The organism is Palleronia sp. LCG004, assembly GCF_032931615.1.
Taxonomy (GTDB): domain Bacteria; phylum Pseudomonadota; class Alphaproteobacteria; order Rhodobacterales; family Rhodobacteraceae; genus Palleronia.
This window is the reverse complement of record NZ_CP136759.1, coordinates 221,876-236,312: the sequence shown is the minus strand read 5'-3', so window position 1 is coordinate 236,312 and position 14,437 is coordinate 221,876. Positions and strand designations below refer to the sequence as shown.

Below are 14,437 nucleotides of genomic sequence, written 5' to 3'. Positions count from 1 at the left end.
TTCAGCCTGTCGGCCCGAGCGTATTGCACTCGACGTCGCGCGCGGCGAGCCTGCGACAGGCAAGCGCGGCACCGTCCTGCGTCATGCCGACGAAGTTCGCTTCGTATCCACCGGAGCCCTGAACGACCTTCCTGAGCGCGGTGTCGAGCGTACCGATCTCGACGAGCGCGGTTTTGAGGAGGACGCTTTCGGCTTGGTGGCGAGAGCCGTACTTGCCCACGTTGATCCCCCAGTGACGTCCGCCCGAGGTCGAAACCCGCGTCACCACCTCGAGGGCATCGTCGGGACGTGCGACCGGGACGGGGACGGACGCTTGCTGGACAGCCTGGTTGACCGCCTGGGCGAGCTGCGTTTCGGACGCCCCGATCGCTCCCGCGACCTGCAGCGCCGGACGCGCATGGGGCCTGAGGGAGCTTGCCATGATCGCGGACGCTCCGGTCCCGGTCGTGAAATCGGGCGCTGCCGGACGGCTGATCGCCACTTGCGAGGGTGCACGCGAAAAGCCCATGTCGAGCAATTCCGCGACCTTCGCGTTGCGCTGCGCGGTCGAGGTGCCGCCGAACATCGTCGCGATGATCCGCTCGTTGCCGCGTTCGGCCGACGCCACGAGGTTGAACCCCGCCGCGCGAGTGTAGCCAGTCTTGATCCCGTCGGCACCGTTATAGGCCGCAAGGAAGCGGCGGTTGGTGTTGGCGACCGTGGTCACACCCGCATTCGTGCTGCGCCGCGAGAAGAGATTGTAGTATTCCGGGAAATCGTAGAAAAGCTGGCGTCCCAGCGTCGTCATGTCCCGCGCAGTGCTGAGATGCCCCGCCTCGGTCAGGCCATGCGCGTTCTTGAAGGTCGTGCGCGTCATGCCCATCGCCTTGGCCGTCTGCGTCATGCGCCGTGCGAAGGCAGCCTCCGACCCCTCGATCGCCTCGCCGAGCGCTGTCGCCGCATCGTTGGCCGATTTCACAGCCGCCGCACGGATGAGATAGCGCAATGCAATGGTCTGCCCTGAACGCAGCCCAAGCTTGGAAGGCGGCTCGCTCGCCGCATGTTTCGAGATCTTGACCGGTGTGTCGAGCCCGATCTCTCCCCGCCTCACCGCGTCGAATACGACATAGAGCGTCATCATCTTGGTGAGTGATGCCGGATGGAGCGGCGTATCGGCATTTCGGGAATGGAGTACCTCGCCCGAGCGGGCGTCGATCACCATGGCGGCATAGGGTGCGGCATTCGCCTGCCCGCCAATCGTTACCGCGATCATCATCGCGAACGCCCAGAAGGCGCTTTGCAGCCGTTTTTGTGTCACGGGTGTTACTGCCTCTGTCTGCCTCGGCGGTCGAATCTTGTTGTCCGATCCGCTACTGCGTCACGCTAGCACAACCCCGGCGGCACGAAAATAACATTGTTTCAAGATCCCATCGCGTGATCCCTCCGCAACATCCGCATGGATGTTGTGCCCAGGACACGAGACAACCTCAAGATGAGCGACCCTTCGAGAGCCTGACTGTGAGGGCCGGGAGCTCACCAAGATGGGTAATCTCGTGGAAACGTGCATCGCCCTCGGGTGCCTCCGCCGCCTCTAGAATCCAGGTATCGTTACAGGGGACGAAGACGCCATGACCGCCCGCTTCGATCATCGGCAACACGTCGGACTTCATCGAATTGCCCACCATCAGGCCCGCCCCCGCACCGCCGTGATCCGCGAAGACGCCTGCGTAGACGCGTGCGGTCTTGTCCGACACGATCTCGATCCGGTCGAACCAATCGCCGAGCCCCGACGCGGCGAGCTTTCGCTCCTGATCGAGCAGGTCGCCCTTCGTGACGAGGATCAGCGCGTATTGCCCGTGCAAAGCCTCGATCGTTTGGGCGGCATGCGGCAGCAGATCGACCGGATGTTCGAGCATTTCGTGACCCGCCTCGATGATGCGGCGAAGGACATGTGCCGGGACACGATCCGCGGTCACGTCCATCGCGGTCTCGATCATCGACAGGACGAATCCCTTCACCCCAAAGCCGTAGCGCGCCAGATTGCGCCGTTCCGCCTCGATCAGCCGAGCGCCCAGATCCTCGGGCGCGGCATGATCGCGCAGCATATCGGCGAAAAGCCCCTCGGTCAGCCGAAAGAACTTTTCGCAATGCCAGAGCGTGTCATCCGCATCGAACCCGATCGCCTGAAGACCCGTCACGTAACTCCCCGCCCAATGCCTTTTCCGAAACCGGACCTATGGCCGGATTGCATGGGACGCAAACGCGAACGACGACGGGATACGATATTGTACCCTTTTCAGACGGGTGCCATTCCCTATATGAACAACGGTGAAATTCATCCCACCGATACCCGAAAGGCCCGACGTGATCGAGAGCTCTCCGATCCTGTCCAGCAAGCCCACGCCCGGCGACGGTGATACCGACGTCGTGCTGGAGACGAAGCCCAAGACCAAGCGGCCGCCGCTCTACAAGGTGATGCTGCTCAACGACGATTACACCCCGATGGAATTCGTGGTCCACGTGCTCGAACGGTTCTTCGGCCTCAACCACGCGCAGGCCTTCGAGATCATGCTGACGGTCCACAAGAAGGGGCTCGCCGTCGTCGGCGTCTTCTCCTTCGAGGTGGCCGAAACCAAGGTGACGCAGGTCATGGATTTCGCGCGGCGTCATCAGCATCCGCTGCAATGCACGATGGAAAAGGAATAGGCGCGCGCGCCTCGCCATGCTGTCCACACGTCTCAGGCTCGCCCTCGATGAGGGAATGATCGACACTCCGGTCCAGATCCTGGGCGCGGATGGCAATGTCGACATCTCCCCCCTGCCCGGCCCGGTCACGCTCATCTCGACGGTCCAACCCGATCACGACAGGCTTTCGCGACGCGGGCTCGATGTCGCGACGGATCTGCGCGCAGGCATGGCGACGACGATTGTCTCGCTGCCGCGCGAACGCGCTCTCGCGCGTGATCGGATCGCGCGGGCGGCCGCGACAGGGGGACGGATCATCGTCGACGGGCAGAAGACCGACGGAATCGATGCGATGCTCAAGGCCTGCCGTGCCGTGGGTACGGTTGGCCCGGTCATCTCCAAGGCTCACGGCAAGATCTTCGCGCTTGAAGGCGGTGAATTCCGCGACTGGTTGGCCGAACCCGCACGGAACGACGACGGGTACTGGACGGCACCAAGCAGCTTTTCCGCGGACGGGATCGACCCCGGATCGGCCGCTCTTGCTGGCGTGATCGATTCGCTCGCCGGTGCGGTCGTCGATCTCGGTGCCGGATGGGGTTATCTCGCGGGTCACGCGCTTCGCAGCGATGCGATCACCGAAATCCATCTGGTCGAGGCCGATCTCGCCACGCTCGATTGCGCGCGGCGCAATGTCGAGGATCCGCGCGCGGTCTTTCACTGGGCCGATGCGACCGCCTTCACGCCGCCCCGATCCGCACGACACGTGATCTGCAACCCGCCCTTCCACAAGGGGCGCGCCGGCACTCCCGATTTGGGTCGTGCCTTCCTTGCCAATGCCGCCCGCATCCTCGAGCCGCGCGGTACGCTCTGGTTGGTCGCCAATCGTCATCTGCCCTACGAATCGACGTTGAACGAGCATTTCGCCGAAGTTTCCGAACTGCCCGGCACCAACGCCTTCAAGCTCTACCGCGCCGCGCGACCGCGCCGCGCAAGATAAAGGCCAGACCCATGTCCTTCTCGATTTCCGGCAAGACCGCCATCGTCACGGGGGCGGCCAACGGAACCGGCCTCGCCGTCGCGCGGCACTTCATCGAACGCGGGGCGAACGTCATGCTCTGCGACATGGACGAGGACCGCCTCGTCGACGAGATCGGCGAGCTGCCGGAGGACGAAGGCGGCACGGCGCGCTATTTCGCGGGCGACCTGCGCGAGAAGCTCACGATCGCCAACCTCCTGTCGGCAACGCTCGACGCCTTCGACCGGATCGACATTCTCGTGAACGCTTCGCGGCAGATGGCGACATCAGATCCTCTCGATCCCGATGACGATACGGTGGCCGAGCTGCTCGAGCAGAACCTGATGACATCGCTGCGACTGACGCAGCAGGTCACGCGGCGCATGATCCGCCAGGCCAAGGAGGAAGGTCGCGATCAGGGACCGATCGGGTCGATCATCAACATGAGCTCGATCGCCGCGCAGCGGACGCAATCGAACCTGCTGGCCTATTCGGTCAGTTCGGCTGCCGCCGATCAGGCCACGCGCTCGCTTGCCGTGGCGCTGGCCCCGCATCGCATCCGCGTCAATGCCATTGCCTGCGGCAGCGTGATGAGCGGAACGCTGAAAGGCGCGATCAAGGCCGATGCCGATCTGAGGGCCGAGATCATCGAGGCAACCCCCCTTGCCCGCATCGCCGGCGCGTCGGAAATCGCCGAGGCCGTACAGTTCCTTGCCGCCGACGGGTCGGGCTTCATGACGGGACAGATCCTGACGATCGACGGTGGCCGCACGCTCGTCGACGTGGTCGAGACCCCCGCCCATTGATCGCTCTCGCTTGACGGGGCTGGCGGCCTGCGCGAGATAACTTCCGTGCGCGGCGTTCCCCATCCGCGCGAGGAGGAGGGACAATGGCCCAGCGCCCGCTCATCGCCGTCGGCGGCGAGAACCTGATCGATCACGTGACCCGCGACGGAGAGGTCGCGGCCCACCCTGGCGGATCGCCATTCAACGTGGCGATGGCCCTTGGCAGGCTCGGTGCGAACGTGGCCTATATCACGCCGATCTCGACCGACGATTGGGGCGCGCGGCTCGCCGACACGCTTGAGGCATCGGGTGTGGACTTGCGGGGCGGACGCAGGGATGAGCCCACGACCTTGTCGCGCGTGACGGTCACGAAGGGCATCCCGAGCTACGATTTCCAGCGCGATGCGACGGCCGAACGTCAGGTCACGACCGAGAGCCTTTCCTCCGCCCTGCCGGACGAGGCACGCGCGGTGCATACCGGATCGCTGACACTGACCGACGGCCCCGATGCCGATGCCTGGGAGGCCTTCTGCACGACCTGCGCCGATCGCGGCCTCGTCGTGTCGCTCGATCCGAACGTGCGCCTGTCGGTTATCAAGGACCGGGACGCCTATCGCGCGCGCATCCTGCGCATGGCCGCGCATGCCCATCTCGTGAAGCTCAGCGACGAGGATCTCTCCGGCCTCTTTCCCGACCTCGATGCGGACGCCGCGATCGCGACGATCTCCGAGGCCGCGCCCCGGACCCTCCTTGTCATGACACGTGGCCCCAAGGGGGTCAGCATCTGGCAGGACGGCGCACGGCGCGACCTTCCCGCGCCGAAAGTCACGTCGCTTGTCGATACGGTCGGCGCGGGCGACACATTCATGGCCGCGACACTCGCAGGTCTCGCGCGCGAGGGCGCGCTTTCTCCCGATGCGATCGCGAGCCTCGAGGCCGCCGGTCTCGATGCAATCCTCACCGAAGCTATGCTCGCGGCCGCCATCAATTGCGCGCGAGAGGGATGCGATCCACCCACGAGAAACGAGCTCGATGCGGCGATGCAGGGGGCGAACTGATATGGGCCTCGATCTTTATCTCGATACCGCCGATCGCACCGAATGGGACGCCCTGCTGCCCACCGGTCTCTTCACCGGTATCACCACCAACCCGCTCCTCGCGCAACGCGCGGGGCTGCGCTATCCCGAAATCGACTGGGGTACCCTTGCCGATCATGCGGCAGGTCTCGGCGCAAGGGAGTTTCACGCCCAGGTCGCCGGCCCGGTGGAGGGCTATGTCGACTTCGCCAGGACACTCTATCGCGTCGGAAAGGATGCGGGCATCCGCACCGTGGTCAAGATTCCCCTGACCGAAGACGGCATCCGCGCAACGCCTGCGATCCGCGATCTCGACGGACCGATCCTGATGACCGCCTGCTACGACCCCAAGCAGATGTTCGTCGCGACAGCCCTCGGGGCCGAGTACATCGCACCCTATTTCGGCCGGATGCTCGAGGCGGGAATGCCCGCCTACGACGCGATGTCCGAGATGCGCGCCATCGGCCTCTCCGCAGGCGGCAAGACGCGCGTTCTCATCGCGTCGCTGCGGAATGCACGCCAGATGGTCGAACTCGCGGCCCGCGGGCAGGATTGTTTCACCATCGCGCCCGCAGTGGCGCGCGAGCTTCTCTCGGACGACCGCACACTCGCCGCGGCCGCCCAGTTCGAAGAGGCGGCGGCCAGCTGACCCCTGCTCAGCTCTCCGCCGGATAGGCCGCGCGGCATTGCCGGATTCCGGCCTCCGTCGACGACAGCAGCCGCGATTGCCGGGCCTTGAGTTGCGACAGCCGCGACCGCTCTTCTGAATAATCGATACCGATCGGCGTCGAATTCGTGACCGTCACCGGCTTCTGGCAGGGATAGCCGAACGTCTCGCCCTCGCGGGTGCGCCTGAAGCAGGTCGTCAGCCGAAAATCCGTCTCGCGCGTGCGGACGAGACGATATCCACGGGCGAGGTCGGTCTCGATTGCGGAGATGTCGCGCGTGACCGCGCGCAACTCGGATTGCGCGTCGCGGATACAAGCCTCGCGCGGGGTCGCGCATGCTCCGAGCGCGAGCGGAACGAGAAGCCACATCATGGGCTTGGAAAACATCAGGAAGGTCCTTCTACCGCAGGGCATGCCTGTCTGTGGATTTCCGCACCTCCCGATGATAGGCCCATTTCCATGCCAGCGACAGAAGGGATTGCGATGGACGACGCCGTGTTCCGATCCGAGAAAGCCGAGGCCGCCAGGTGGTTCAGGGCCCTCCGCGACGAGATCGTCGCGGCGTTCGAGGCGCTGGAGCGTGACCACGATTCGGGCCCCTTCGCGGAAGCTCCGGCTGGCCGCTTCGAGGTGAGCGAAACGCGACGCAAGTCGGACGACGGCTCGGATGCCGGTGGCGGCCTCATGAGCGTGATGCGCGGCGGCCGCGTCTTCGAGAAGGTCGGCGTCAACGTGAGCGAGGTCTACGGAACCCTCGCCCCCCGCGCGCAGGCCGCGATGGCGGCGCGCAAGGGCATTCCCGGCATGGAGGGCGATCCGCGTTTCTGGGCCAGCGGCATCAGTCTGGTGGCGCACATGCAGAACCCGCACGTCCCCGCGGTACACATGAACACCCGGATGTTCTGGACCCCGCATGCCTGGTGGTTCGGCGGCGGATCGGACCTCAATCCCTGTCTCGACTACGCCGAGGATACCGCACATTTCCACGACACGTTGCGCGCCCATCTCGATCCGTACGGGACCGACCTCTATCCCCGGCTCAAGGACTGGGCGGACGAGTATTTCTTCATCCCGCATCGCGGACGCGCGCGCGGTGTGGGCGGCGTGTTCCTCGACGATCACTGCACGGGCGACTGGAAGTCCGATTTCGCCATGATCCAGGACATGGGCCGCGCCTTCCTCCCGGCCTTCGTGCCACTGGTCGAAAAGCGTCGCGGAATGGAGTTCGGGGTACCGGAGAAGGACGCGCAGCTTGTCCATCGCGGCCTCTATGCCGAATACAACCTCGTCTATGACCGTGGCACGAAATTCGGGCTCGAGACCGGGCACGATGCCAATGCGGTTCTGATGAGCCTTCCGCCGCTGGCCAAGTGGGTCTGATGGCGGGCGACGGGTACATCGGCGATCTGGTCTTCGTCTACGGGACGCTGCGCCGGGGCTTCATCAACAACGAGGCGACACTCGCCTTCCGTGGCGGGGCGGAATTCATCGCCGAGGGCTGGGTGCCGGGGCTTCTCTATTCGACCGGGTGGTATCCCGCGCTGATCGAGGAAGGCCCCGGATCGGTCAAGGGCGAGGTCTGGCGTCTGACCACGACCGGCGTGATGGCGATCCTCGACGATTACGAGGGCCTCATGGACGAACCCGCCGAGTACGAGCGCGTCCGCCGTGAGGTGCAGACCGACCAGGGCCCGATGGAGGCCTGGCTCTATCTCTACATCGATCGGGTCGACCCGGTACAGCTCATCCCGAGCGGCGACTGGGCCGATGCCTTCGTCTCGCCCGGCGACGTGAGATAACGGGCGGACCTAGCGCCGCTCGCGCAATGTCTCGAGCATCAGCGCCACGTTGTCGGGATCGGCATCGGGCGTGATACCGTGGCCGAGATTGAAGATATGCGGCCCGTTGGCGAACGCCTCGCGGATATGGCGCACCTCGTCGATCAGCGCCTGCCCGCCCGTCACCATGTGTCCCGGCGCAAGATTGCCCTGCACGCAGACGCCACGCTGCACGTGCTCTGCCGCCCATTCCGGTGCGACCGAATTGTCGAGCGCCACGCAATCCGCTGAAGTTTCACGCGCGAAATTCTTGTAGCCGTCACCTGCCTGCCGGGGAAAGGCGATGACCGGAATTCCGGGATGACGCGCCTTCAGTGCCGCGATGATCCGCTTGGTCGGGGCCACGGCATAGCGCGTGAAATCGTCGCCTTTCAGCGATCCCGCCCAGCTGTCGAAGATCTTCACGACCTCGGCCCCCGCCTCGATCTGCGCGGACAGATACTCGATCGTCGCCTCGGTGATGCGGTCGATCAGCGCGCCGAAGGCGTCCGGATCGCCATCCTTGAGTGCGTGGGCCGGCCCCTGATCCGGCGTTCCACGGCCCGCGACCATGTAGGTCGCGACGGTCCAGGGCGCGCCCGCAAAGCCGATGAGCGCGACATCCTCCGGCAATTCGCGCGACAGGATCCGCACCGTCTCGTAGATCGGGTTCAACGTCTCGTGCACCGTATCGGCTGGCTTCAGCGCGTCGATCCCGGCACGGTCGGTCAGCGTCGAGAGGCGTGGCCCCTCCCCCGTCACGAACCACAGATCGGCACCCAGCGCCTGCGGTACCAGCAGGATATCGGCAAAGAGGATCGCGGCATCGAAGCCGAAACGCCGGATCGGCTGCAACGTCACCTCGGCGGCGAGTTCGGGCGTATAGCAGAGCGACAGGAAATCACCCGCCTGCGCGCGCGTGGCCTTGTATTCCGGCAGGTAGCGTCCGGCCTGGCGCATCATCCAGGCGGGCGGCACGTCGAGCGTTTCACCCTTCAGCGCACGCATGAGCAGTTTCTCGGCCATGATATTTCCTCGCTTTCCGCGTCACGGAGGGTCGTCCGGGTCGGGCCGGTCAATGTCAAGACGGTTTCGGTTGTGCTGTCCTCGCGCCCCGGCTAAGCGTTCGTTCCATGAGACGTCCCACGCCCGACACCCCGATGAAGATCGGCACCCGCGGATCGCCGCTGGCGCTTATCCAGGCGAATGAGGCGCGCATGCGGCTCGCCGATGCATTCCGCCTGCCTTCCGAGGCGTTCGAAGTGGTGGTCATCAAGACCTCCGGCGACCGGGTGATCGACCGCCCGCTGAAGGAGATCGGCGGCAAGGGTCTCTTCACGCGCGAGATCGAGGAGGCTCTGAGCGCGGGCGAGATCGATCTTGCGGTTCATTCGATGAAGGACATGCCGACGTTGCAGCCCGAGGGGCTTCTTCTCGACACCTACCTGCCGCGCGCGGATGAGCGTGATGCGTTCATCGCGCTCGACGGCGGCACGCTCGATGATCTGGCGCAGGGTGCCACGGTCGGCACCTCCTCGCTCAGACGGCGCGCGCAATTGCTGAACCGCCGTCCCGACCTCCAGGTCGTAGAGTTCCGGGGCAACGTGCAGACGCGGCTGAGAAAACTCGAGGACGGCGTCGCCGATGCCACGTTCCTCGCCATGGCGGGGCTCGACCGGCTCGGCAACGACGACATTCCGCGCAATCCCGTCCCGCCCGAGACGATGCTGCCTGCCGTGGCGCAGGGGGCCATCGGCGTCGAACGGCGAATGGATGACGACCGCGCGGCCGAAATGCTCGCGGCCATCCACGATGGTCAGACCGGCACGCGCCTCGCGGCCGAGCGCGCCTTTCTCGCGACGCTCGACGGGTCGTGCGAGACGCCCATCGCAGCGCTTGCCACGCTCGACGGCGACCGCCTGACGCTCCGCGGAGAAATTCTGAAGACGGACGGATCGGAGGCGCTGTCGGACCTGATCGAGGGCCTCGCGGCGGACGGCCCCGAGCTCGGCCGAACGCTGGCCCGTTCACTTCTGGACCGCGCTGGACCGGGCTTCTTCGACTGGAAGACCGGCTGAGCTAGGGGAGCTCCGCGGCAGATCGCGGCAATCGGATGCCCGGACTTGCGGGTCGGGCAAGCAGAGATCGAGCCCTGCCGCCGGAAATACCGCAGCGCAAGCATTGAATGTCTTTTGCGAACCCGAATGGACCCGTGAAAGTCTGCCGGACCCCATGAACAGCGATCTCGTAGCGGACATGAAGCTCTCGCGTCCCGTTATCCAGTGTCAGGTATCATGCTTCATACGCATTCTAACGTTGCGTCGGGGCAAAGGGATCAGCGCGCAATTCCGAAGCTCTATCCGCCGTTGAGGCAGGTCTCAGCAGCGCAGGCAGCTCTTTCCGTGCGCCTTCTTCCTCGGGTTGCCAGCCACTCCGAAAAGGCCCGTCCCCATGGCTAGCCCGAATGGCCGTACCGACCCACCCGGCACCACTCCGACGACCACCCACGGGATTTTCCGCTATATTACGCCGGTCGCTTGTCGGGCAGCTCGAAAAGCGACCTGAACGTCTCGAAAAGCTCCGGATCCCCCGTAACCTCGACGCCGACTTCAGCGGGCGGCATATCGCCGTAGAATACCGCGGCGAGCGCCGATCCGGACGGGGCCGATATGCCGAGTTCGCACTCCGCGGCCTCTCCCCGCTCGACCGGTAACGCCCCATCGGCAAGGTGCGCCGTGAACCGCACCGTGCCGATCGCAAAGACGATTCGTGCCGCAAGATCCCCTGCCGCAGCGGCGTCGAACATCGTCCTCAGCGACAGCATGAAGGACGCAGCGGAAAGCGGCAGCGTCGGATCGTGCAGAGGCGAGGCCGCGGCCCAGCGCCCGAGTTCCTGGATCAGCGGTTCGGCAGCATGGCCCCAGTCGGTCAGACCGTAGAGCTGTGCGGGCACGGCATCCGTTGCCGCGTGGCGCGCAAGAATACCATGCGATTCCAGGCTCGCCAGTCGTTCGGCAAGGGTCTTGGCGCTTATTCCAGGCAGGCTTGCGCGGATATCCGAAAAGCGTCGCGGTCCGAACATGAGTTCGCGAACGACCAGAAGCGACCAGCGTTCGCCCAGCAATTCCAAGGCGAATGCCGTACCGCAGGCATCGCCATACCAGCGCCCGTGGGGGCTGTCTGCTTCTCTAGTTTCTTTAGGTAACTTCATTGTTGCTTTTTGTAATCCATATCGCCTAGCCTGTCCAGACAGGCGTACGAACCCGAACGTCTCGGCGGTCCATAAGGAAAACCGGATATGCAAAAGTCTATTTTCGTGAATCTGCCTGTCGGGAACGTCGCTGCCGCAAGCGCCTTCTACAAGGCGTTGGGCTTCGACAGGAACGCGGGTTTCTCGAACGATCGCGCTTCGGCCATGGTCTGGTCCGATACGATCAGCGTGATGCTGCTCGATCATGATTTCTATGCCAGCTTCACCGACAAACGCATCATCGACCCGAAAACCGAAAGCGGCGTGCTGCTCTGCCTGTCGTTCGACAGCAGGGAAGCCGTAGACCAGATCCACCAAAGGGCCATCGCTGCGGGCGGAACCGAGACACGGGCAAGGCAGCAACAGGGCCCGATGTATGGCGGGGCATTCGAGGATCCGGATGGCCATGTCTGGGAAACGGTCTTTCTGGACATGACCGCGATGAAGGGATCGGGCGGTGACGCCTGAGCTCTTCCCACCAAACCTGCAATTCGTGACCGGAAAGGCCGGCCATGCCGGTTGATCCTTCCGCCTTCGCCGCGGCCCCCATCTTCGACCGGGCACCGGACTTCGCTCCGGGCCCAGTTCGCGACCTGCGGGTTCGCTTGGCGCTCGCCAATCACCCGACGAACCTCATCGACACGCCGCCCCCGATGCAAATAACGGAGATCCCGAATGACCTATATCGCCGGCTTCCTCACGCCCGTCCCTGACGACAACAAGCAAGCCTATATCGACAGCGCCCGAAAGGCCTGGCCGCTCTTTCGCGAATACGGTGCGTTGCAGACGATGGAATGCTGGGGCGACAGCATCGCCGACGGGACGCGCACGGATTTCAAACGGGCCGTGGACCTGAAGGGGGGCGAGACGGTCTGCTTCTCGTGGATCGTCTGGCCCGACAAGGAGACGCATGACCGCTGCGGTGCGTCGATGGAATCCGATCCGCGCTGGCATGACCTCGACATGCCGTTCGACGGCACGCGCATGATATGGGGCGGCTTCACGCCTATCTTCGATGCTGATGAGTGAGGGTGGCCCAACCCTAGCATGAATGCACCGATGGATTCGTCGGGCGTTTTGCCGAATGCGGGGGTACCCAGCGGCACGGTGTTCATTTGCGCTCGGGCAAATTGCGATGACTTGGCTCGGTCGTGCCTGAGCGCACCACTCATCTGGAGATCCGATATCGGTCCCCGCCGGTAGGCTGCGAAGTCGACCGATCGACCTCAGACCATACGGATGACGTCCCGATCGATCGACAGCATGTAGCCTCGCCTGGCGATCGTCTTGACCAGCAATTCGCTGACCATCTGATTGCCGAGCGCGTCGCGCAGCCGCTTGATCCGCGTGGCACCCGCGGCTTCGTCGCAATCTGCCGCGTTGCGCCCCGAGACCATCGCCTCGAGTTCCGCGCCCGACAGGACATCCCCGTCCATGCGCGCCTCGGCAAGCACGCTCAGCGTCTCGATCGCCGCTTCGGTCAGCGAAAACTCCATGTTGTTGAGATAGACGGTCCGCTCCGCCCGCGAGATCAGCAGGGAGGAAACCTGGATCCCCGCTCTTTCGAGCTCTCCCATGCGGCGATTGAGCGCGAGGATCGTCACGAGAAAGACGAGGGCAGCCAGCAGAAGCGCCGTCGCGAAGACGAGAAGTACGAAGATGATGACGCGGTAGCTCGCCAGTACGTCGGAAAAGGCCGTGCCGGATTGCGCGATGATCTCGAGCAACCGGACGGTCTCGCCCGAGGTCAGGCCCGCATTGTCGATGAATATCTGCTCGACCCGCTCGTCGAACAGGTTTCCGTCCGGCAGGCTGAGGAACAGGAAGATTGCCGTGAGGCCGAGGATCGAGACGATCGCCGCGATGCCGATCGTCGCAACGCGTCCTCCCCAGCGACTGTCAGTAGCGGAGAAAATAGTTCCCGGCATCCGATCTCCTTCGATCCGCGGCGGCTCGGTCGAAGACCTGCATCACCGTCAGAAGCTCCCATCCGTCAGACGCGATGCGTCGCGCCACCGAGGATGAGGGATCGGCGCATTCCGAATCGCTGAGACGGATAACCCCATAATGGAGCCGCAGGGGATCGTCACGCTTCGCCTTGTAATCGGCGTAGCATTCGGCGCTCGCGGCACCCGCAAGGACACCGAAGATCAGTGACGCGACGGCAAGGGAACGGAGACGGATCACGACGCGACAAGCCTTTCATGCGGATACGGCAAATCCTTGCCGATCGGGGCACGTTATTCAATGACAAAGCCCCTTCGCGGGACTGACATCGCATTGCACTGCGACGTTATTGCCTGCCTCGCGACCTTGGGGGAAAGGTCCAAGCAGGCCGAACCGGGACCCGTACGCACCCGGCCGGTCGAGCCTTCACGGTTCGGCGGAAATCCATTCCGCACATCTTGGCCCGTCGGGTCGTGAGGGGCAGGGCATCATTCTTGGTTCGATTTTAAACAGTACGACGATGCCCTGCCCCACCCTTCGCGCTTGCGCAGAACGCGCTTCTGCGACAAGCCGCGGACCATGCCCGATTTCCTACATGAAGACGCGGCCCGTCGCGGCGGTGCCCGGATCGTCGCCGGCCTCGACGAAGTCGGCCGGGGTCCATGGGCCGGTCCCGTCGTCGCGGCTTGCGTCGTGCTCGACCCCGGTCTCGTTCCCGACGGCCTCGACGACAGCAAGAAGCTGAGCGCCGCCCGGCGCGAAGGCCTCTTCGAGCGCCTGCGCAATTGCGCGTGGATCGGCATCGGCGAGGCGAGCGTCGCCGAGATCGACGATATGAACATCTTGCAGGCAAGCTTTCTCGCCATGCGCCGCGCTCTCGACGATCTTCCGATCGTGCCCGATCACCTGCTCGTCGATGGCCGCCAGATCCCGGCTGGCCTGCCCTGCCCTTCGGAGGCGGTCATCAAGGGCGACGCGCTCAGCCTCTCGATCGCGGCGGCATCGATCGTGGCGAAGGTGACGCGCGACCGCCTCATGGTGACGCTCGCGCAACAGCATCCGCATTACGGATGGGAAACGAATATGGGCTACGGCACGGCGCGGCACCAACTGGGACTGAAAAGCCACGGCGTGACCCCACATCACAGGCGGTCTTTCCGTCCAATCCACAATATCTTGTATCAATGAAATTCGTTAACGCCCCCGGCGAAAAAC

18 protein-coding genes are annotated in these 14,437 nt (G+C 64.5%); 11 read left to right on the top strand and 7 right to left on the bottom strand.

The genetic code is table 11. From position 1 onward, the window contains the following. Position 1 precedes the first annotated feature (1 nt). Together RVY76_RS01090 and RVY76_RS01085 are read right to left on the bottom strand one after the other, a co-directional pair. Positions 2 to 1,255, bottom strand: coding sequence for a D-alanyl-D-alanine carboxypeptidase family protein (locus tag RVY76_RS01090; RefSeq protein WP_317376690.1), 1,254 nt, complete (start codon positions 1,253 to 1,255; stop codon positions 2 to 4). Positions 1,256 to 1,466: 211 nt separating this feature from the next. After that, on the bottom strand, positions 1,467 to 2,177 hold the full coding sequence (locus tag RVY76_RS01085; protein ID WP_317375225.1) for an HAD family hydrolase: 711 nt from the start codon (positions 2,175 to 2,177) through the stop codon (positions 1,467 to 1,469). 184 nt (positions 2,178 to 2,361) lie between these two features. On the opposite strand from RVY76_RS01085, the gene clpS reads away from it, so the two are divergent. The 5 genes from clpS to RVY76_RS01060 all read left to right on the top strand — a co-directional run bounded on the left by clpS (position 2,362) and on the right by RVY76_RS01060 (position 6,189). Continuing rightward, entirely contained in the window at positions 2,362 to 2,685 is a 324-nt protein-coding gene (gene clpS, locus RVY76_RS01080; protein WP_410796016.1) for an ATP-dependent Clp protease adapter ClpS, read from the top strand. 16 nt (positions 2,686 to 2,701) lie between these two features. After that, positions 2,702 to 3,661, top strand: a complete 960-nt coding sequence (locus tag RVY76_RS01075) for a class I SAM-dependent methyltransferase (protein ID WP_317375223.1) — start codon at positions 2,702 to 2,704, stop codon at positions 3,659 to 3,661. A gap of 11 nt (positions 3,662 to 3,672) precedes the next feature. Continuing rightward, positions 3,673 to 4,485 (top strand): SDR family NAD(P)-dependent oxidoreductase, encoded by an 813-nt coding sequence (locus tag RVY76_RS01070; RefSeq protein WP_317375222.1) that lies wholly within the window; start codon positions 3,673 to 3,675, stop codon positions 4,483 to 4,485. A gap of 83 nt (positions 4,486 to 4,568) precedes the next feature. Continuing rightward, entirely contained in the window at positions 4,569 to 5,522 is a 954-nt protein-coding gene (locus RVY76_RS01065; RefSeq protein ID WP_317375220.1) for a carbohydrate kinase, read from the top strand. Between the two features lies 1 nt (position 5,523). Then, positions 5,524 to 6,189, top strand: coding sequence for a transaldolase family protein (locus RVY76_RS01060; RefSeq protein ID WP_317375218.1), 666 nt, complete (start codon positions 5,524 to 5,526; stop codon positions 6,187 to 6,189). A gap of 7 nt (positions 6,190 to 6,196) precedes the next feature. On the opposite strand, the gene RVY76_RS01055 is transcribed toward RVY76_RS01060, so the two are convergent. Then, positions 6,197 to 6,595, bottom strand: coding sequence for an excinuclease ABC subunit B (locus RVY76_RS01055; RefSeq protein ID WP_317375217.1), 399 nt, complete (start codon positions 6,593 to 6,595; stop codon positions 6,197 to 6,199). Between the two features lie 96 nt (positions 6,596 to 6,691). Here RVY76_RS01055 and hemF point away from each other — a divergent pair, with 96 nt between their 5' ends. Together hemF and RVY76_RS01045 are read left to right on the top strand one after the other, a co-directional pair. Beyond that, positions 6,692 to 7,588 (top strand): oxygen-dependent coproporphyrinogen oxidase, encoded by an 897-nt coding sequence (gene hemF / locus RVY76_RS01050; RefSeq protein WP_317375215.1) that lies wholly within the window; start codon positions 6,692 to 6,694, stop codon positions 7,586 to 7,588. Next, positions 7,588 to 8,007, top strand: a complete 420-nt coding sequence (locus RVY76_RS01045) for a gamma-glutamylcyclotransferase family protein (RefSeq protein WP_317375213.1) — start codon at positions 7,588 to 7,590, stop codon at positions 8,005 to 8,007. The genes hemF and RVY76_RS01045 overlap by 1 nt, the downstream gene beginning before the upstream one ends. 9 nt (positions 8,008 to 8,016) lie before the next feature. Here the strand turns inward: RVY76_RS01045 and hemE are convergent, their stop codons facing one another. Further along, positions 8,017 to 9,051 carry a uroporphyrinogen decarboxylase gene (gene hemE, locus RVY76_RS01040; protein WP_317375211.1) on the bottom strand — a complete coding sequence of 345 codons (1,035 nt, stop codon included), beginning with the start codon at positions 9,049 to 9,051 and terminating at the stop codon, positions 8,017 to 8,019. Positions 9,052 to 9,158: 107 nt separating this feature from the next. Here hemE and hemC point away from each other — a divergent pair, with 107 nt between their 5' ends. Then, positions 9,159 to 10,103, top strand: a complete 945-nt coding sequence (gene hemC / locus RVY76_RS01035; RefSeq protein ID WP_317375210.1) for a hydroxymethylbilane synthase — start codon at positions 9,159 to 9,161, stop codon at positions 10,101 to 10,103. A 446-nt stretch (positions 10,104 to 10,549) separates the two neighbouring features. Here hemC and RVY76_RS01030 read toward each other — a convergent pair whose 3' ends face one another. Then, complete coding sequence (locus RVY76_RS01030; protein ID WP_317375208.1) at positions 10,550 to 11,236, bottom strand: helix-turn-helix domain-containing protein; 687 nt, start codon at positions 11,234 to 11,236, stop codon at positions 10,550 to 10,552. 87 nt (positions 11,237 to 11,323) lie between these two features. Between RVY76_RS01030 and RVY76_RS01025 the strand changes: the two genes are divergently transcribed. Beyond that, on the top strand, positions 11,324 to 11,743 hold the full coding sequence (locus tag RVY76_RS01025) for a VOC family protein (protein WP_317375207.1): 420 nt from the start codon (positions 11,324 to 11,326) through the stop codon (positions 11,741 to 11,743). 207 nt (positions 11,744 to 11,950) lie between these two features. After that, complete coding sequence (locus RVY76_RS01020; RefSeq protein WP_317375206.1) at positions 11,951 to 12,304, top strand: DUF1428 domain-containing protein; 354 nt, start codon at positions 11,951 to 11,953, stop codon at positions 12,302 to 12,304. 197 nt (positions 12,305 to 12,501) lie between these two features. On the opposite strand, the gene RVY76_RS01015 is transcribed toward RVY76_RS01020, so the two are convergent. Next, entirely contained in the window at positions 12,502 to 13,203 is a 702-nt protein-coding gene (locus tag RVY76_RS01015) for a hypothetical protein (protein ID WP_317375204.1), read from the bottom strand. Further along, positions 13,175 to 13,462: a hypothetical protein gene (locus tag RVY76_RS01010; RefSeq protein WP_317375203.1), complete on the bottom strand. Its 288-nt coding sequence runs from the start codon at positions 13,460 to 13,462 to the stop codon at positions 13,175 to 13,177. Before RVY76_RS01010 ends, RVY76_RS01015 begins: the two co-directional genes overlap by 29 nt. Before the next feature lie 339 nt (positions 13,463 to 13,801). Between RVY76_RS01010 and RVY76_RS01005 the strand changes: the two genes are divergently transcribed. After that, positions 13,802 to 14,410 (top strand): ribonuclease HII, encoded by a 609-nt coding sequence (locus tag RVY76_RS01005; RefSeq protein WP_317375201.1) that lies wholly within the window; start codon positions 13,802 to 13,804, stop codon positions 14,408 to 14,410. Positions 14,411 to 14,437 lie beyond the last annotated feature (27 nt).